Below are 18,495 nucleotides of genomic sequence, written 5' to 3'. Positions count from 1 at the left end.
GCTCAATTAACGAGATTTTTTATTCAAAAGCTATTTAAAATTCCTTCGTTACACTCAAGCCTGCACTCCAATTTCGCCCTTCTGCAGGCTCAAAAAAGCGCTTATTGCTTTCATTTACAATGACTGACCCTGAATAATCCTTATCAAATAAATTATCTACACGGGCAAAGGTATTAAATGCCCAATCCTTGACTGTCCATTTGTAGCCAATATTTGCAGCAGCAACCACATAACTTGGTGCTGTATCCGAGTTCGAATCATCTACATATATTTTATCGCTATAACGTACATCCACACCTGCACGCAAACCATTTTCAGGTTTCCATCCCAAAGCTAAAAATGCCTGATTTTTGGCGATACCCGGAATATAGTTACCATTTGGAATTGGGCTAATGCCTGCAATATCTACCGTGTCTTTATCAAAGGTTGCATCTATATAGCTATAGCTGGCTTGCGCGCTCAAATCACGCCATAAATCTTTTTGCCACGACAATTCAATACCCTGTCTGAGGGTTTGATCTGCATTTCGGAAAGTTGCCTTACCACCTTCATTTTTAAGAGGCACAATGTCGTCTTTAGTCAGTGTGTAAAAGGCTGCAGCGGTGAATTGTCCAAGTACATTATCAGATTTTAAACCCAGTTCATAGGTTTCACTTTCGGCTGCTTTTAAACTAAAAGGTGTATTCGCTGTGACTGCTGGATAAGCCATTTCTGTAAAGGTCGGCGTTTCAAAACCTTGGGCATAACTCGCATAAGCCATCAGTTCAGGTACAATCTGCCAGCTCAATGCCAGTGACGGCAACAATTTTTGATAATCAGTTTTACCCGAATTATCGCCATTTGTTAAAAAATGATCTTCTGTTTTAAAATGCACATTGCTATAACGCAAACCTGCATCTACATTCACAACATCATTTATGGCATAAGATGCTTGTGCATAAGGGTCAATATTCCACAAGGTATTATCTTCATTACGGCGTAAATTACCTTTTACACCCAACACGCTCCCAGCAAAGTTTTCATAGCCACGGCGTTCTTCAGTCATGGCATCTATTGCAACACCTGCAATAAGTTTTAAATTAGGTAAAAGCTCTTTGCCTGTCCAGCGTACATCTGTGCCATAAAAATTACGGTCAAAATCAATCACACCACCAGCGTGATTGGCACCGCCCTGCGCTGTTTGCGGAATCGACTGATATTGCGTCACAGAACGCTGACCCGCATAAGCCATGGCATAAATTTCGTGCTGATCATTGAGCGGCTTATTCCACGTTAAGCCTGTTTGTAGTTGCTCAATTTCTTTACGAGCATTATAAAGTGATACGTTGCCCGCAACTTGTTTCGGATTTGCTTTCCATTGTTCTCGTGTTAAACCGCCGGGATCATCTGCGTCAATTTTAACGTAATTATTAATCCAATTAATTTTAGAACCGTCGTCTAAATTCCATGTCAGTTTTGCATTACTCAAAACTTTATTGGCGCCACTATGATCGCGAAAACCGTCAGTATCAAAATAAGATGAACTTAATATATAGCTGGGTTCATTGGCATTCTTCGCACCGCCTTGTAACACAAGACTGGCTTGACCTTTATTTTCACTCCCTCCCGCATAACCCAAAGTAATGGAATCATCACCTTGCCCTTCGCGGGTAGTGGTCAAAATTGTCCCTCCCGATGAGTTGCCATATAGTGAAGATAGTCCCCCGCCTAAAACCTCGATATGATCTAGACTATTTAAATCAATATTTGAAGTTTGACCTTGCCCATCTGGCATGGTTGCAGGAATACCATCAACATATAAACGCACACCGCGTACACCAAAACTCGAACGAGCGCCAAATCCACGCATCGAAATTTGTAAATCCTGCGCGTAGTTTTCACGGTTGTTAAGTTGTAAACCTGGCACACCTTTTAATGCTTCTGATAGGTTTACATTCATGCCTTTTTGCGGCTCTTGCTGGATGTAATATGCAGATGCAGGCGTCGCCATGACATCGCGATCAGTTCGAGTGGCTTCTATGACAATGGTATCTAATTTTTGAACTTTGCTTGTGTCATCTATTGCATAAGCACTGTGTGCTATACATGCAATGAATAAAGATAACGTAGTCTTTAAAAAAGGAAAATTTTGTTGATCATACATAAATGACAAACCTTATATTTAAGTCACTCAATAAAATTGTGCGACATGAGCACATTATCTATTTTTTAAATCTGTATTTTCTGAACATTCTAATGTCATATTGCGTGAAGTAGCTTTTAAACAACAAATCAACATCACTTTTATGCATCTATCGCTTTAAATCATCTTTAGAAAGCTAGATAAAAAAAGCCTGACGAATCAGGCTTTTTTTAATTAAGCTGAATACTCAATTATTTTTTATCAGGAAGTGCGTAAGCCACAATCGAGTCACCCATTTTGGTACCAAATGAACCATGACCACCCGCCATAATCACAACGTATTGTTTACCGTTGCTTTCATAAGTCATTGGTGTTGCTTGACCACCCGCAGGTAAACGACCTTTCCAAAGCTCATCACCATTGGTTACATTAATGGCACGAATGTAATCGTCTTGAGTTGCACCCACAAACATCACATTACCCGCAGTTGAGATAGAACCACCCAACATTGGTACACCCATTTTAAATGGTGGTAATGGAATACCCGGCATACTGTCGCGAATCGTACCAATACGGCGTTTCCAAACAGTTTCGTGCGTATTTAAATCGACACCCGCAACGAAGCCCCAAGAAGGCTGTTTACATGGCAAACCAAATGGAGATAAGAATGCGCTAATTTCAACACCGTAAGGCACGCCATACATCGGTTGAACACCCGCTTCTGTACCTGCACCTTTGGCAGTTTGTTTACGGTTCGGATCTTGAGGGATCAATTTAGTTACAAATGGCAATCCAATTGGATTAGTCACAGCAATTTGACGATCAGGGTTTACTGACATACCGCCCCATTCGAACACACCTAAGTTACCAGGGAAAACCAAAGTACCATTTTCAGATGGTGGTGTATAAATGCCATCGTAGTTCAATTTATGGAACGCAACACGACATACCAATTGGTCAAACATAGTGGCACCCCACATTTGTTTGTCAGTCAATTTGTCTTTAGGTGCCAAGTTGAAATCAGAGAATGGCTGTGTTTTAGAATACCATTCACCTTTGGTTTGCGGACCGAGTTTGACTGTTTGCGGCACAGGTTTTTCTGTAATTGGTACAATCGCTTTACCATTACGACGGTCAAGTACAAAGGCATTACCAGTTTTGGTCAATACATAGATTGCTGGAACAGTATTGCCATCTTTGTCTTTAATATCCGCCAATGATGGTTGCGATGGTACGTCCATATCCCACAAGTCATGATGCGTTGTTTGGAAGTTCCAAATCAATTTACCAGTCGTTGCATTCAAGGCAAGCATAGAGTTTGCATAACGCTCATCTAACTCAGTACGATGACCACCGAAGATATCAGGAGTACCCACACCTGTTGGTACATACACGATGTCCAATTTAGCGTCATACGCTAGAGGTGCCCACGCATTTGGTGAGTTATGCACAAATTTTTGACCTGGTGCAGGAATCGCATTTGGATCTTCCGCACCTGTATCAAATACCCAAAGCAATTCACCAGTATTTACATCGTAGCCACGGATTACACCAGAAGGCTCTTCTGTAGAGAAGTTATCTGTAGTTGAACCACCAATAATAATCGTAGTACCTGTAACTACAGGTGGAGAAGTTGGAACATAACCGCCTGGATAAGGGAACGGCATATCTTTTTGCAAGTCCACTTCACCGTTGTTACCAAAGTCACTACAAGCCTTACCTGTTTTAGCATTAACAGCCACAATACGACCATCATTTACAGGCAAGATTACTTTTTGAGGACATTCAGTGGACGTTGTTTTTTTAGCAGCTAAGCTTGCTTCAAAACCAACCGTATTATTGACATCATAGTAAGATACACCACGACAAGTTAAATGTTGATATGTGTTATCTGCTTTAAGCTTTGGATCATAAATCCATTTTTCTTTACCAGTAGATGGATCAAGAGAAATTAAACGTTGGTGAGTTGTACATAAGTAAACGTTGTTTCCAACTTTAATTGGAGTGACTTGGTTTGTTGTTTCACCTGAGTCATTTTCTGTTTTACTTTCACCTGTACGATATGTCCATGCCACCTTAAGGTCTTTTACGTTATCTGAATTAATTTGTTTTAAAGGTGAATAACGTAAGCCTGATTGAGTACGGCCATAAGCAGGCCAATCTTCATCAGCCACACCGGGAATTGAAGCATGCTGTGCAGGTTGCTGAGTTTTCAACTCACCGCGGATTTCTTGCGGGTCATTAAAAACAGAGTAGATCATTACTAAAATCGTAATAACCAAAGAACCACCTAGCACCATTTTTGCGGTTTTCGATGCATCAAAACCGCGGGTTACTGCTGGAATAAGGAGCAGTAAACCAAAGACACCTAAAATATCTAGACGAGGAGCAAGTGCGAAGAAGTCAGAACCAACTTCCCAAAGCCCCCACACGACTGTACCAAGTACCAGTACGGCATAGACAATAAGTGCAGAACTTTTTAGCTTTTGTAATAGTACTGCAGTTGAAATGAAGAGAATACCAGCAATGATGTAGTACCAAGACCCACCAAGTACTGCAAGATAAATCCCTCCAATCAGTAGGCCTAAACCGAAGATGGCAGCAACTACTGCTAAAATCGTTTTAAGCACTGAACCTGATGTCGAAGTATTCATGTTGAACACCTATAAAAAGATTCTATAAAAAGCCAGTGGATGAGGAATCCTCTGGCACCTTGTTATTCTTAGTTCCAAATGCAGTGATCACCATCAACATGCACTAATTAATTATGAATGCATCAAAGTGTTAGAAGAATCAAGAGTGCATTTGCAACTAAGAACTTTCACTAAAATGCAGTATTAAATTTAATACCGCCAATCCAAGCATTTTCGCCATTTTTATATGCACCGACATGGTGTACATATTGGACATTCGGGCGAATCGTTAACCAATTTGTGGCATGAAAACCGTAATAAATTTCTGCGTCATACTCTTCGCTTTGTAATCCACGAGCATCTACAGTGTTGTTGGCAATTCTGGCATCATTCACATCATCATTAATGCTGATACGGCCCAAGCCAATCGCAATTTCATCCTTTGGTCGAGCATCAAATGCGCCTTTGTACACCAAACCGATATTTTGCATATTGCTGACATTGTTGGTGTCTGAGTCGTGAACTGTAATATTTACAAAACCGCTTAAGCCACGTGATGCATCATCTTTATGTGCAGTCAGTTGTTGCTTTGCAACCACCCAGCCACCTTGATGATGATCTTGTTGTTTGACAGAAGTATTAATTACATCGGCATCAGCGGTGCTGTAGTAATAGCCCGCACGGTATTCACCAGGAAGTTTGGACGCGCCAATTTTGGGTGACCAAACCACTTCTGCAGGGATTATGCTGCCATGTGAACCATCTGTACTTAAATTCCAGCCTTTACCACGTTCTAAGTTTTCTGGGTTGTATTCATAAACCCCGACTTGAGCAAAGACATCTGGACGAATGTTATATTTAACACGAGCCGCCCACTGACTGACAGGCCAGTTGTACCACTGATCCCCAACCCAGTTTCCGACTTGAGAACCACACAATGCAAGGTTTTGAAAATCACAGTCAAAACTATTAAAGTCTTCACCTTCGCCAAAACGACCCACTTTCACATCCAATTTTTGGTCTAAGAATTTTTTCTTAATCCAAAAATCGGTCAGACGCCATGTTTGACCACGGCCCCACACTTCTTGAGCAGAGCTCAAATGCCCACTGAGTGCATCGGAAGTATTTGAAAGATTTCGCCCATTACGCTGTGTCACGGTAATTTGTGCTTCTGTATCTTTCCAGCCTGCGATTTTTTCTAAATCGAGGTGAGCGCCTAACGCGAATTGATCAGCGTATTCGGTTCCATGGTCTGATGATTTTTTTGCATCGAGCAAAGTCGCCATTTCACCAGTATAGCCAAAGCTAAAGTCATAACCTTTTTTTTGTAGTTCGGTTCGCTGACCATTCCAATCGCCAAACATCCATTGGCTTTCTGGGTTAAATGCATCTGCTGCATAAACAACTGAATTAGAAAATAAAAAAGCGACTAAAGTAGCATATACAGCCTTATTTATTGGATGAATATTCATTAAAATAGTACCTACATCACAATTTATGTATATTTATAGTACTCCTTTTATATTTTATTAATGTAACTAATATTTAAAAAGTATAAATTTTAGTGTATTTTTGTAAAATTCGTATGGTTTTATTTATTAATATTCAAAATTAAGTTAATGATTTTTAAATAAAAATTATAAATATATAAAAATTTAAAAAAGATGAATAAAATCTTAATCATGAAATTTACTAACTATTCAATTCTATTTATGTAAAAAGTCCTGCCTAGGCAGGACTTTTATTTTTCATGATTCGAAAAGCTTGCTTAAATCAACCTTGAACTTTCGCAGTTGCGATGAAACTTTTCGCTAAAATTAAGCGCAACGCATAGGCGATAGCCATTGCGAATATGGCATAGCCAGCAGGCTCAATACACTGTGGAATAGCCAGTACAATCACAACTGTGAGTGGATACAATAGCTTTTTAAACCCAACCTGATGATGTGCCTCATGCAATACATACAAACTGGTGGTATATAGAACCAAACAAAATGCCACAAAATAGCTTTCACGCATGGAGCTAATTAAGGCTTCATGTGACACCACATCTACAGCAGCGGCCAAGCTTGCACCTAAAGCTGCAATACTAATAAACACAAAGAAATGCCCATAACCCCATGCAAAAGCCATTTTTCGGCTATTTAAACGCTCAGCAATTTCACTGTCAAAATATGCCCACCACATGGTAAACATCATGACCAATCCACCAATCATCAGAAAGATCAACTCAGTACTAAAGCGTTGATTGGTTAACGCATCTGTCATGGCAATTGAACACCCCACAATAGATTCGCCCAACACAATAATAGTGAGTAATGAGTAACGCTCAGCAATATGATGCGCATGCCACGGCGTACGGCTGGCTGCTTCTGCAAATATAGGTACGCATAGCTCCGCACTCACCAATAAAATAAACAAATAGCCCGTGAAATTGACAGGCGAAAAATGGAAAAATAACCAGCCCAACTGCACTACAATAATACCGCTCGCATAACGTAATGCAGTTTTACGCCGTTCAGTATCATGCTTTGCCACCCTAAACCACTGTGTGACGAGTCCCAAGCGCATAATGGCATAGCCAATAATAATCACGTCAAAGTCTTGTTGCTGAAATGCACTCGGAATGCCTGCAGCAATGACCAATGAACCTATAATTTGTACAAAAGTCACTATGCGGTAAAAGGCATCGTCATTATCATAAGCAGAAGCGAACCAACTAAAGTTCATCCATGCCCACCACAGTGCGAAGAACACCATCAAATAAAGCTCTAAACCATGCCATAAATGGTTTTCAACAATCGCATGATGAAGCTGTTGCCCTGCTGTCGCAATCGCAACAACAAAGATCAAATCAAAGAGTAATTCGAGCGAGGTCGCAACACGGTGCTTTTCGTGAGGATCTCTCGGGGAGAGCGGTTTTAACCACGTGCTGGGAGATATAATTGGATTTGTCATGAATGCAGAATTATTCTTTATTTAATTCTGCAAATTTTTTCAAATTCAGCCCTTAGATACAAGCCAAGCTTACAAAATTACATGAGAATGAATGCAGAGATTGGGCTAATTTCTGCATTCAAAATTAAACTGTCAATACAAATGCGCTCTGTTAATCTGAGAATAAAAAATGCAAATACTTATTAAGCAGATTGACGACCTAAGATTGAAATGAGTGGCATTAAATCATCAAAAGACTCAATCTGAGCTTTAGGCTGTGCTTGCGCCAGCTCTTCTATAGAACCATAACCATAGGTCACTGCAATCGTTTCAATTCCATTTCGACGCGCGCCCAATATGTCATATTCACGATCACCTACCATCATACATTCGCTTGGCTTAAGTTGCTCTTGTTGCAAAATATAGGCTATTAAATCTCCCTTATTTGTACGCTCACCGCTCAGCTCACTACCATAAATAACTTTAAAATATTGAGCCAAGTGAAAGTGCTCTAAAATCTGTTTTGCATATATGGTTGGTTTTGCTGTAGCAACAAATAGCTGAAAACCCTGATTTTTAAGTGCCTGTAACGTTTGGGCCACGCCCTCATAAACTTGATTTTCAAATAATCCCGTCACAGAAAAACGCTCTCGATAGCCCAGCAACGCCTGCTCAGCAAGATCATCTTCCGGAGCAACATTTAAAATTTTTGCCAGCGATGCTTTTAAAGGTGGACCGATAATCCAGTCAATATTCATATCATCTGCAATCGGATGCCCAACTTTAGCCAAACCATAACGTGCACAAGTCGTAATACCCACTTTTGGGTCTGTGAGTGTTCCATCCAAATCTATCAAAATATTTTTAATCACAGGTATTCCTTGGCTTGATTTACGCAGAGTAAAAATGCACTCGAGTGTTTTTTCAAAGTTGCCTATACTAACGCATATTTATTCAATGAAGGATATCCTTGTGCGCCCTACAGTGCTATGTTTTTCAGGCCTCGACCCTTCTGGCGGTGCCGGGCTTCAAGCAGACATTGAAGCGATTGGCCAAAGTGGTGCACATGCTGCCATTGCCTGTACCGCGCTCACCATTCAAAACTCACAACAGGTTTTTGGTTTTGAAGCTACTCCTAAAGCATTGCTCCTTGCACAGGCCAATGCCGTGGTCAATGATCTTCCTATTCGCTGTGTAAAATCTGGGATGTTAGGCACAACCGATAACATTGCAGCGCTTGCTGAATTTTTACAGCAACATCCAGACTATCAATATGTATTAGATCCTGTATTAGTTGCAAACAGTGGTGGCTCTTTAGGTAATCAAGAAACTTTGGTCAAAGCTTTTGCCGAGCTGATTCCATTGGCAAGCTTGATTACCCCAAATACAGTTGAGCTACGTGCGCTTACAGGTGAAAATGATTTAGAGCATGCAACGCAAAAACTTTTTGCCATGGGTGCACAAGCTGTACTTGTGAAAGGTGGCCATGAAGATACACCCGAATATATTCGTAATGCCTTATATATTCATGGTGAATTAATTTCAGAAACACGTTGCCCACGCTTAGAAGGTGAGTACCACGGTTCTGGCTGCTCATTGGCGAGCTTTATTGCGGGTCGTTTGGCACAAGGTGATGCATTGAAAAATGCGGTACAGCATGCCGAAACATGGTTATTTGGCGTGTTAAAAAATGCCGAGTCTCCTGTTGAGGGTGGACAAAAGATTCCTAAACGTTTTTAAACAAAAAGCCCTGAATCATTCAGGGCTTTTTACATGCGCTAACCAAGCTTTAAAAGCCCTGTTGTACATGCATGATTAAGGTTGGCATAGACCATGCACCACCAAGAAAGCCTTTACATTGTTCGGTTCGTGCTTGGTAGCTGTGTACAAAGCGAGTGCCATTCCAAGCCCATTCGTTGATGCTGTTACAATCGGCTATACCACGCCCACGTTGGTTCGAAAAAATCTGCCCTTCACTAAAACTATTTCCCGAATAGGTCGCCACTTGCTTGACCTGTTTCAAGTTACGGTCCATCAACCAATAACCGTTGCCATAGTTATAAGTAGCTCGCCAACAAGGAATTTCCAGCAATAGATGTTGCCCATTAATTGGATAAGCAATCACCCGATCTTCTTCCATAAAGTTTTGTTCAAATATTAAAGGGCAATCAGACGCTTTGGTCTGTTGTTTAAGTCGAACGTATAACTACTTTGCCGTTTGTGAACGCGCATGATAACGACTTTGCACACCTTTTTGATAATGCTGAATGTTCAGTTTTGGAATATCTTGTGCTTTAAGCACCTGCTCTGAAGTGCTCTTTCCTTTACGTAGCGTTGCAGATGTTGTACCTATACGGCGCTGAAAATCATCCATCCGCAATAGCACAGCACTCGCACCATCGACCGACAATTGCCACCGCTGTTGGCCATTTACCCACAGTACAGGCTTTGTACCCTGTAGAGCAGTCAACAACTGCACTGTTTGACCTGCATTTAACGCACCTTCACCCGTTTTTGGATTTAAGTTAATTAAGCCTTGCGGTTTGCCATCTTTATAAAACTGCAAGGTGTTTTGCGCACCATCCAATGCTGTCGTATCTATTTTTACACGTGCACTCAGTTTACTTTGTGCACCTGCTGCACGTTGTAGCAACACCGAAATAATTGCTGACTGTTGCGCTGCTTGATAACCCGCAACACGACACGTGCCCGTATTGTCACATGCAACTTCCCAGTCTTTGTGCGCAAAATATTGGCCTTCAATTTGTGCATGCCCCAAGGCACTACACATCACTATGCTTAAACCTGTCCAGCATTGGATGATAAATTTATTTTTTTCCATTCCTTTGGCTCTAAATTTATCTTATTTGCATGTTAAAACCGTTTGAGTTGAAACACCAGTGCAAAGCATTTACTGCCGAGCACACCTCTGTTTAGGGTGAATCGCTTAAGTGCTCTAATTCATTTAATTTTTTAACCCGCGTACGTTCATCGCTCAAGACTTTAATTAAATCATTCGCCAAACCTTGTAATAGGCTCATATCATCTTCAGTAAGTTTTTTCGGTTGTCGATCCAATATACAAAAACTACCGAGTGCAGTTCCTTCACTGTTACGTAATACCACACCAGCATAAAACCGAATACGGTTATGTAATAACTCGGGCAAATGAGCAAAGCGTGGGTCTCGCTGTAAATCTTCTATCATCAAATTTTCATTTTGATAGACCAAATGACTGCAAATCGAATCATGTTTAGATTGCCGTGCTTTCATCGGGTCTGCCACATCCTGTGCTAATGGGCTGGCAGGCGTATACACCCATTCCTGCTTAACCCATGAAATTTGTGCATATTTCACATCAAAAGCTTGTCTGGCTTCTTCTATGTATTGGCTATAAATACTTAGATTCTGCTCATCAAAAGCACCAAGCTCCTCTAATGCTTGCACGCGTTTTTCTTCAAGTTCTGGGTCAGGTTCATCTAACCATTTTTCACCTTGGCGTAGCCTTAAAGCATCAATACTGAGCAATAAATCATTTAGGTTATTGACCACGGCATCGACATCAAACTGGGCTTTGATCTGATCTAATTGTTGTACATCATCACAACTCCATAAGGCAAAAATCAGCTTTTTATCTGGATGTTGCTCACGTATAAGATGCGTCAACAAGCGTACCTGCGCCTCAGGCGCAGTATGAAATATAGAAATACAGATGATCTTAAGTGCCGTATCTAACGTAGTCAACGTGTCTGTATGATGCTGAATTAATACCTCAGAATATGCCTGTGCGGGAATCTGTTTTAGGTTCAAGCTATGCGCCAGCATGTCGGACACTTGCACGTCGATTTCCCAGCGTGCGCCAGCACACCAAACTTCAGGCAATGCTTGAGAATGTGCAACTTCATAGCTTTGCTGAAAATGATGATTAAATTGTTTTAAGCCCAAATGTAAACGTAAGCGGTGTTCTGCACTCACTTCTGTGTTATGGCCTTTGGAAAAAAATCGAATCGCAGGAATCGCCACCTGATCATAAAATTGATATACCCGACGCACCCGTTGCTCTGAGGTGGGCTTTTTAGGCAACTGCTGTTGAATATAGCCATTCGCCACATCCATGGCATCTTGCACATCGTCTGCAACCAAGCGCTGATAAAATCGCTCATACGGCGCCAAAGCAGACTCACTACCCAACAGAATTTTTAAAAAACTTAGTGCAGGTACATAGTTAGACAGAACCAATAAGCAGGCGGTTAAGGGTGTTGATAGAATTAAACCAATCGGCCCCCATAAGGTGGTCCAAAAGGTCGCTGCCAAAATAATGGCCAGTGTAGACAGTCCCGTACTTTCACCATACAGCCATGGTTCAATAATATTATTACTAATAAGCTCCAGCACCAAAATCAAGCCAATCGTCCACAGCACCATATTCCAACCAGGGTCTACAGCAAAGGCTAAAGTAATCGGAAAAATCGCCGAAATCATGGGGCCGACATAAGGCACAAAGCGCATCACCACAGCAACCATTCCCCACATAATGGCCGCAGGTACGCCAATAAACCACAGCCCTGCCGCCATCGGAATGCCATAAGTTAAATTGACGGTTAATTGCATCCTTAAATAGGTTCCGATTCTATTCGCGGTTTCATCGAGAGCATCAGTACCAATATTTAAATTACCGCCCAAAAGCTTTAAAAAACGGTCATGTAAATCTTTACGATTAATTAAAATAAGAATCACGAATAAAAACACAATACCCGCGGTTGCCAATGGATTGAGGACTCGATCACTCCATTCTAGCGCTGCCTCTGCTGTACTTTGCTCCTGCCCAATCACTTTAACTTTCTGCACACTTGGATCAGGCTTTTCGGGTATGGTTTTATCAATAGAGCCTTCTATAGTATCTAAGGTATTTTTAGCCCCATCCCACACGCTCGGACCTTGCGAATACTGCCGTACTGAGTTTAATTTTTTTTGTATGGTGCCATGATATTGGGGCAATTCCTGACTTAATTGCCCCAGTTGATAACCCAAATATGTCGCAGCACCTGAAAGTACACCTAAGACCAAAGTAATCACCAATGCAATGGACAGCCATTGAGGAAGGCCTCTTTTTCTGAGTCGCATGACCAAGGGATCAACTAAAAATGCCAGCAAAATCGCCAACGCCAAAGGAATAAGAATATCTTTACCCCAGTACAAGGCGGCAATGACCAACGCACTAATAATAAAACCCGTGGTGATGCTGATAATTTTTTGTAGACTGGATGGAACTGTTGCAACTGGGGAGTTTATCTCGCCCATCGTCTGGTAGTTTTTCGGCTGTGGTTGATACGGCCTATGGGTGCTATTTTTGTTGTTATGATCCATTGTCTTCGTCCTGAACCATGAATTCTTCTTATTAATTTAGGCCGAACATCAAACACTGCGTACGATAATCATGTAATGATTTGCAACGTTTAGCTACACGTCAATGTGATTGAAGTCTTTATTGTGACGTGCTGATCATACAGGCTTTAAATCATAGGCCATCCGACCTACAAGCACATATTTATACTTAAAAATGTAAAGGAATGGCCCGCTGTGTAGCAAAATCCACAGGCAAAGAAATATGTTGATGCTGAATTTTCCAGCCCTGTGCAGTTTTTCGTACTGCCAATGTTGAACGACACCATGGAATTTCTGGGGTTTTAATTCCATCATTTCGATCTACTTTAGAATAGCAACTGATAAAACCCATGCTTTCAGTGGCATGAATAAGTACATCTCGACGAAAAACCCGAATGTTAGATTGGAACACACTGCTATATCGTTGCCATAAAGCCTGATAGGCCAAAATACCGTTGGTTTGACTACTGGTATCAAAGAAACAAACATCGGCAGTGCAATAGCCCACAATGAGCTGAATATCTAGCTGGCATACCACATGATCCCAAGCGGACAAAAATTTTTGAATTTCTAATCCAGCCTGTTGCTCACCATGAATTTTGACTGGATAACTCATTATTTTGTCCTGTGAATAGTTCTTCTCTTTGGCTTCGCTTTAAAACGCTCAATCTGAATTTAAGGCAATTGCACTGCTATAATTTTCCAGCTGAGCCCACGACGTTGCATGATAAACCGCGTACTTTTTTCTGCCTGCATATTCGGTTCTGCCTCATGTGGTACAATCACTTCAAAACGATTCCAGCCTGTATAGTGTGCCTGTGGTCGGCTTCGAGCTTGCTCAATCGCATTTGGCACTTGTGCTCGCTCATCTACTGTACTCAGTGCATGCAGACCTTGTTTCTCTATATCTTGTATAGACTGGGCTTCATGCCATACTTGTTGCGCAGACCCTAACACAGATTTTGCGCCCAATAAATCCTGCTTTTGAATCAAGTCAGACAAGGTTTTTCCCTGCATCAAAAGCATCATTGTCTGTGGGTTGAGCACCATATCAAGGGCATAGTCTGAAAATGTGTGGCTGAGTTTAACTTGCCATTTCTGTAAACTTGGGGGCAGTGCATCACCCCCCATATAGTGCTGAAAGCGTTGTTCTAACTGGGGTTTTAAGCTCACCTTCACAGCATCATAATCAATGTATTGGGATATTTTACCTGCCTGATTATGTTCATAGGCTTGCTGAATACGATACAACACCCAATAAGGTGAAATAATATAAGCCAGTATGGCTAAGCCTAATCCCACAAAAAAACTGTATTTCAATACTTTCATGACGCTTATATTCATTCCATATACAAAAGACCTAGGCCAAATGTGCCTAGGTACTTTCATGTTTTTCACTTTTTTCTTTGCAAAGGCCATCAAGCTTTCATGATTTGACTTCATTACGCTAGCGTCAAACATACTCAGTTAGAAGCAAAGCTTTGAGTCTTTGAGAATGAAAGCTTAGGCTTTAGCTAGTCATATCTTTCACCACGGTTGAAACACCATTGGTTTTGACCGACTCAATGCCCTTTTCACGCGATTGCTCACTGGCATAAAATTGACTCGTCCCAATAATTTGATGATTGGCAGCTTTTAAATTGAAATATGGCTTGCCATTTTTAGCCTCCAATCGATCATAGCGTTGATCATCAGTACAGTTTTTTTGCACAGACTCAATGCCATTGTGTGCCGATGCTTTTGCTTTATAGAGCTCACTCGTTAAGATTGGTTCGCCATTTCCTGCTTTAAGTACAAAGCGAAATTGACCGTCACTTGCAAGCGATAATTCATACCAACCCGCCATACTACACCTCTTGTTATTATTGACTATTTTTAGATCACATTTTAATCAACATACCTTATTTAAAACGCTAAATAAATGCCATAAACTAAAAAAAATGAATGATTTTAAAAATACCTAGGCGTGTATAACAGCATTAAAAATAGCGCTGAAAAGCGCTATTTGAATTTAAGCTTGAACCAGCTGTTTACTGTAAGTGGTTTTGCTCATCTCTAATACTTCAACACACATTTGCACAGTCATATTTGGCTCAGTAGGTAGTGCCTGTTGCAAGGCCTGCAAGAGCTTCGCAGAAATCTCTGCTTGGGTTTCAATGCTTCTACCACTTAATAATGACAATTTAATATGCACATAGGCTTGGGTCTCATCAGGCTCTAATCCAATCAGCCAGTCCTGTTGGCATACCGCACGGCTTTTAATGTCCAAAGCCGAGCTCACATGACCCGTCTCAAATAAACATTGATTTAAAGCCTTGAGCACCTGTTTGGCATCAATATTTTTAATATTGTTAGAATATTCAACATGAATATGAGGCATAGCTTGGCGTCCCAACAAAGTAAAAACAAATTATGCCTGATCCCCGACTACAGCGCATGCATTCATCTTCTAAACAGGTTTTAAGTCCTCGCATATTGGAAGCAGATGATTAACATCTGCTCAACAACCATCAATCTGCAATTCAGACTTTTTTGACATATTCAGATTTTAGTTTAATCGCGCCAATTCCATCCACTTTACAATCAATATCATGGCCATCAGAAGCTTCTGGTAATAAACGGATGCTTTTTACTTTAGTGCCCACCTTCACAACAGAAGATGATCCCTTAATTTTAAGATCCTTAATCACAGTTACAGCATCGCCATCCGCTAAAACATTGCCATTTGCATCTTTAATGACAACCTCAACTTCTGTCGCGTCTTGCTCGCCTGCACGCCATTCATGTGAGCATTCTGGGCAAATCAATAGATCGCCATCTTCATAGGTATATTCAGATTGACATTTTGGGCAATGGGGTAAAGTCATAACAACCTCAAAAAATGTGGACAAAACACAAAAAAACGGCACAACACATGCCAAAAAAAGCCACTATAACAGGAAGCTTAAAAGACATACAAAAATTATGGTTATTTAACTATTTTTTAAATCGGCGCGCACTCTACAAAATTAGATTCGCCCGACATATCAGGAAACTCGGCGAATCAAATTATAGACAGAATAAAAGTCGCAATGCACCTTAACATTATTGGTCTGGAATAGACGGATTCACTAAAAAAGACAGCAACTGCAAGGATTCTTGCCAACCCAGATGGCATGCATCTGGTGGGATTACGTCAGGAAGTCCCTGTTGCACAATCGTGACTTCTGTACCTACAGACACTTCTTTTAATTGCACAATCACCTCAATTTCACCAGCCAACTCTTCGGCATCAAAAACATCGCTATACCGCAACAGCTGATTTTTAATGACCTCATGATAACGACCATGAAAGGCATGACTTGAACCCGTAGAAAAGTTGGTAAAAGACATCCGATAACTGCCCCCAGTACGTATATCCGCATGTTCGACTTTGGCAATAAAACCATGAGGTGCCATCCATTTGACTAAAGCAGCTGGGTCAGTAAATGCACGAAATACGCGCTCAGGTGGTGCTGTAAATATCCGTTGTAAATGAACTTTATGACTCATGTGCATATTCCTTATTGTTGTTGTATTTTTTTCAATCAACCACGATCTACATTCTTTATTGTATTATTCGTTTTCCGAGCAACAGATATAACGCGTTCAATACATCAGATCAAGTCTGTTACGTCTACATCCGCACAGTATTAGAGATGATCGTTATAGCTTAGACCAATGCTGTTGATACTAGCTTAAAATGAGTACCTCTATTTTGTCCTATCAAATCGTTTTAGGAGCAAATAAAAAAGCCCAATCTCATTGATTAGGCCCTTTTGAAATTTAATTTTATATTGTTATTGTTTATTGAATTCTTCTTCTGGATCGAAGTCTTCATCGTCATAAATATAAGCCATACAGCCCCAGCCGTCATATTCGCCTTCAAACTGGGCTGCAATTTTGCTAAACCATTCTTCTAAATCCACAATATCGGAATATTCAGGTTCCATATATACATAAATGGTGATCACCCACTCAGCGGTATCTTCATCTTCAAATAAGCTAATTTTTTGTTCTTCTTTGAGTAGATAAATTGCGCACTGATCTGCTTTTTCTTCACTGCTAAACGCAATTGAATATTCAATTTCATGCGCTTCCGTTAAGTCATCACCATCTTCTTGCATTTGCCACAGTACGTTGCCATTGTCATCGTCTGGGTATTGTTTGTAATCGCGCGACATATTCGAATCCTTTTATGATTGTCATGGGTTCTCGATATAAAGTAGCCGATTTTTATTGCAATTTGGCGATTTATTTAAAAAACAATGCCTAGCACCATCTTTAGCACAGATTTGTGCTCATAAAGACCTGACTGGGCGCTGTTTTGTATTTTCGATATGTTCAATCTAGGTTTTTTAAACCGACTCTAACTTAAAACCCAAACATCTTAAAAAGGCACAACCCCTTGAATTTCGAGTTGTTCTCCACTTAAGGGCTGTTTAAAAGCCAAATAGCTTGCATGCAAAGCCATACGATTGAGTGGACTCCAATCTGGGTTTGGATGATAAAGCCGATCACCTGTAATAGGATGTCCAATACTCATCAAATGCACCCGCAATTGATGTGAGCGCCCAGTAATAGGTGTTAGTCGTACACGGCTAATATCTTGGCTGGCATCATAATCTACAGCCTCATATAAAGTTTGTGCTGGCTTGCCCAATTCATAATGCACCATTTGACGCGGTCGGTTTTCCCAGTCGGTAATTAGAGGCTCATTAATACTGCCCTCACCTGTGAGTTCACCTTGCACCAAAGCAATATAATTTTTCCGTACTGTACGGGCTTGAAACATTTTACTGACCGCTACCTCTGCATCGCGATGTTTAGCAAACATTAAAATGCCCGATGTTGCCATATCTAAACGATGGGTAATTTTGGCATGTGGATATAAGGCCAATACGCGTAAATAAGCACTGTCATGATGCTCAGGTAAGCGCCCTGGCACAGACAATAATTCCGCAGGTTTATCAATAATCACCAAATCATCATCTTCATACACAATCTGAAGCGGTCCTTGGGGAGGCATATATACAAATTTTTCGTCGGCAGGCATGAGGCTACAGCATTTGGAGCAGGTTCGGGCGCAAAATATCAACTGCAATGCGGTGTGTCAATCATCCGCGTATGGTTCAGCTGGCAAAACTCATTTGCCACAACTCATTTGTCACATTCGGGATTACTGTGTACGAAAATATGGCTCAGGTATGAATAATATAACTGACATTAAAAGTTCCTCTTCATGTGTATGACAACACAAACTAGAAGATATGTTCGAGCGAATGAGATTCGTTTGAAATGTATTTTTTATTGAAAGCTTTTTTTGCTGATTATGTTTGGCATCATCTTTTTTTAATTGTTTATTTTTATTTGGTTATCACTTGAATTTTGAGGGTGGTGT

At 40.7% G+C, this 18,495-nt stretch carries 15 protein-coding genes and 1 pseudogene; 1 reads left to right on the top strand and 15 read right to left on the bottom strand.

The features are described 5' to 3' along the window. Positions 1-34 precede the first annotated feature (34 nt). The 5 genes from D9K81_RS01725 to D9K81_RS01705 all read right to left on the bottom strand — a co-directional run bounded on the left by D9K81_RS01725 (position 35) and on the right by D9K81_RS01705 (position 8,564). Positions 35-2,143 (bottom strand): TonB-dependent receptor family protein, encoded by a 2,109-nt coding sequence (locus D9K81_RS01725; RefSeq protein ID WP_120373942.1) that lies wholly within the window; start codon positions 2,141-2,143, stop codon positions 35-37. A gap of 230 nt (positions 2,144-2,373) precedes the next feature. Then, positions 2,374-4,776, bottom strand: a complete 2,403-nt coding sequence (locus tag D9K81_RS01720; protein WP_120373943.1) for a glucose/quinate/shikimate family membrane-bound PQQ-dependent dehydrogenase — start codon at positions 4,774-4,776, stop codon at positions 2,374-2,376. A gap of 170 nt (positions 4,777-4,946) precedes the next feature. Then, positions 4,947-6,227: a carbohydrate porin gene (locus D9K81_RS01715; protein WP_120373944.1), complete on the bottom strand. Its 1,281-nt coding sequence runs from the start codon at positions 6,225-6,227 to the stop codon at positions 4,947-4,949. 301 nt (positions 6,228-6,528) lie between these two features. Further along, positions 6,529-7,713, bottom strand: a complete 1,185-nt coding sequence (locus tag D9K81_RS01710; protein ID WP_120373945.1) for a low temperature requirement protein A — start codon at positions 7,711-7,713, stop codon at positions 6,529-6,531. Positions 7,714-7,895: 182 nt separating this feature from the next. Continuing rightward, on the bottom strand, positions 7,896-8,564 hold the full coding sequence (locus D9K81_RS01705; RefSeq protein WP_120373946.1) for an HAD-IA family hydrolase: 669 nt from the start codon (positions 8,562-8,564) through the stop codon (positions 7,896-7,898). Between the two features lie 100 nt (positions 8,565-8,664). Here D9K81_RS01705 and D9K81_RS01700 point away from each other — a divergent pair, with 100 nt between their 5' ends. Then, positions 8,665-9,432, top strand: coding sequence for a hydroxymethylpyrimidine/phosphomethylpyrimidine kinase (locus D9K81_RS01700; RefSeq protein ID WP_120373947.1), 768 nt, complete (start codon positions 8,665-8,667; stop codon positions 9,430-9,432). Positions 9,433-9,481: 49 nt separating this feature from the next. Here D9K81_RS01700 and D9K81_RS01695 read toward each other — a convergent pair. From D9K81_RS01695 to D9K81_RS01645, 10 genes and pseudogenes are all read right to left on the bottom strand, one after another. Beyond that, a pseudogene (locus D9K81_RS01695) lies at positions 9,482-10,483 on the bottom strand (DUF1176 domain-containing protein). Positions 10,484-10,625: 142 nt separating this feature from the next. Beyond that, complete coding sequence (locus tag D9K81_RS01690) at positions 10,626-13,058, bottom strand: AI-2E family transporter (protein WP_120373948.1); 2,433 nt, start codon at positions 13,056-13,058, stop codon at positions 10,626-10,628. A 187-nt stretch (positions 13,059-13,245) separates the two neighbouring features. Next, positions 13,246-13,692 carry a YybH family protein gene (locus tag D9K81_RS01685; protein WP_120373949.1) on the bottom strand — a complete coding sequence of 149 codons (447 nt, stop codon included), beginning with the start codon at positions 13,690-13,692 and terminating at the stop codon, positions 13,246-13,248. A 59-nt stretch (positions 13,693-13,751) separates the two neighbouring features. Next, the gene (locus D9K81_RS01680; protein WP_171406852.1) at positions 13,752-14,405 is read right to left on the bottom strand and encodes a DUF2939 domain-containing protein; all 654 of its coding nucleotides are present in this window, start codon (positions 14,403-14,405) and stop codon (positions 13,752-13,754) included. 181 nt (positions 14,406-14,586) lie between these two features. Next, the gene (locus D9K81_RS01675; protein ID WP_120373951.1) at positions 14,587-14,922 is read right to left on the bottom strand and encodes a YegP family protein; all 336 of its coding nucleotides are present in this window, start codon (positions 14,920-14,922) and stop codon (positions 14,587-14,589) included. 165 nt (positions 14,923-15,087) lie between these two features. Next, positions 15,088-15,456: a 5-carboxymethyl-2-hydroxymuconate Delta-isomerase gene (locus D9K81_RS01670; RefSeq protein WP_120373952.1), complete on the bottom strand. Its 369-nt coding sequence runs from the start codon at positions 15,454-15,456 to the stop codon at positions 15,088-15,090. 142 nt (positions 15,457-15,598) lie between these two features. Further along, entirely contained in the window at positions 15,599-15,943 is a 345-nt protein-coding gene (locus tag D9K81_RS01665) for a zinc ribbon domain-containing protein YjdM (protein WP_120373953.1), read from the bottom strand. A 217-nt stretch (positions 15,944-16,160) separates the two neighbouring features. After that, positions 16,161-16,607 (bottom strand): SRPBCC family protein, encoded by a 447-nt coding sequence (locus tag D9K81_RS01655; protein ID WP_120373955.1) that lies wholly within the window; start codon positions 16,605-16,607, stop codon positions 16,161-16,163. Between the two features lie 287 nt (positions 16,608-16,894). Beyond that, on the bottom strand, positions 16,895-17,278 hold the full coding sequence (locus D9K81_RS01650) for a ribonuclease E inhibitor RraB (protein ID WP_120373956.1): 384 nt from the start codon (positions 17,276-17,278) through the stop codon (positions 16,895-16,897). A gap of 206 nt (positions 17,279-17,484) precedes the next feature. Then, on the bottom strand, positions 17,485-18,150 hold the full coding sequence (locus D9K81_RS01645; RefSeq protein ID WP_120373957.1) for an RluA family pseudouridine synthase: 666 nt from the start codon (positions 18,148-18,150) through the stop codon (positions 17,485-17,487). Positions 18,151-18,495: the final 345 nt, after the last annotated feature.

Source organism: Acinetobacter chengduensis, from assembly GCF_003664645.1.
GTDB lineage: Bacteria > Pseudomonadota > Gammaproteobacteria > Pseudomonadales > Moraxellaceae > Acinetobacter > Acinetobacter chengduensis.
This window is presented reverse-complemented; position numbering and strand designations above follow the sequence as displayed.

Excerpts from the sequence above, each read along its gene's own strand:
- D9K81_RS01725 (WP_120373942.1), bottom strand. The coding sequence starts at position 2,143 with ATGTATGATCAACAAAATTTTCCTTTTTTAAAGACTACGTTATCTTTA.
- D9K81_RS01720 (WP_120373943.1), bottom strand. The coding sequence starts at position 4,776 with ATGAATACTTCGACATCAGGTTCAGTGCTTAAAACGATTTTAGCAGTA.
- D9K81_RS01715 (WP_120373944.1), bottom strand. The coding sequence starts at position 6,227 with ATGAATATTCATCCAATAAATAAGGCTGTATATGCTACTTTAGTCGCT.
- D9K81_RS01710 (WP_120373945.1), bottom strand. The coding sequence starts at position 7,713 with ATGACAAATCCAATTATATCTCCCAGCACGTGGTTAAAACCGCTCTCC.
- D9K81_RS01690 (WP_120373948.1), bottom strand. The coding sequence starts at position 13,058 with ATGGATCATAACAACAAAAATAGCACCCATAGGCCGTATCAACCACAG.
- D9K81_RS01685 (WP_120373949.1), bottom strand. The coding sequence starts at position 13,692 with ATGAGTTATCCAGTCAAAATTCATGGTGAGCAACAGGCTGGATTAGAA.
- D9K81_RS01680 (WP_171406852.1), bottom strand. The coding sequence starts at position 14,405 with ATGAAAGTATTGAAATACAGTTTTTTTGTGGGATTAGGCTTAGCCATA.
- D9K81_RS01675 (WP_120373951.1), bottom strand. The coding sequence starts at position 14,922 with ATGGCGGGTTGGTATGAATTATCGCTTGCAAGTGACGGTCAATTTCGC.
- D9K81_RS01670 (WP_120373952.1), bottom strand. The coding sequence starts at position 15,456 with ATGCCTCATATTCATGTTGAATATTCTAACAATATTAAAAATATTGAT.
- D9K81_RS01665 (WP_120373953.1), bottom strand. The coding sequence starts at position 15,943 with ATGACTTTACCCCATTGCCCAAAATGTCAATCTGAATATACCTATGAA.
- D9K81_RS01655 (WP_120373955.1), bottom strand. The coding sequence starts at position 16,607 with ATGAGTCATAAAGTTCATTTACAACGGATATTTACAGCACCACCTGAG.
- D9K81_RS01650 (WP_120373956.1), bottom strand. The coding sequence starts at position 17,278 with ATGTCGCGCGATTACAAACAATACCCAGACGATGACAATGGCAACGTA.
- D9K81_RS01645 (WP_120373957.1), bottom strand. The coding sequence starts at position 18,150 with ATGCCTGCCGACGAAAAATTTGTATATATGCCTCCCCAAGGACCGCTT.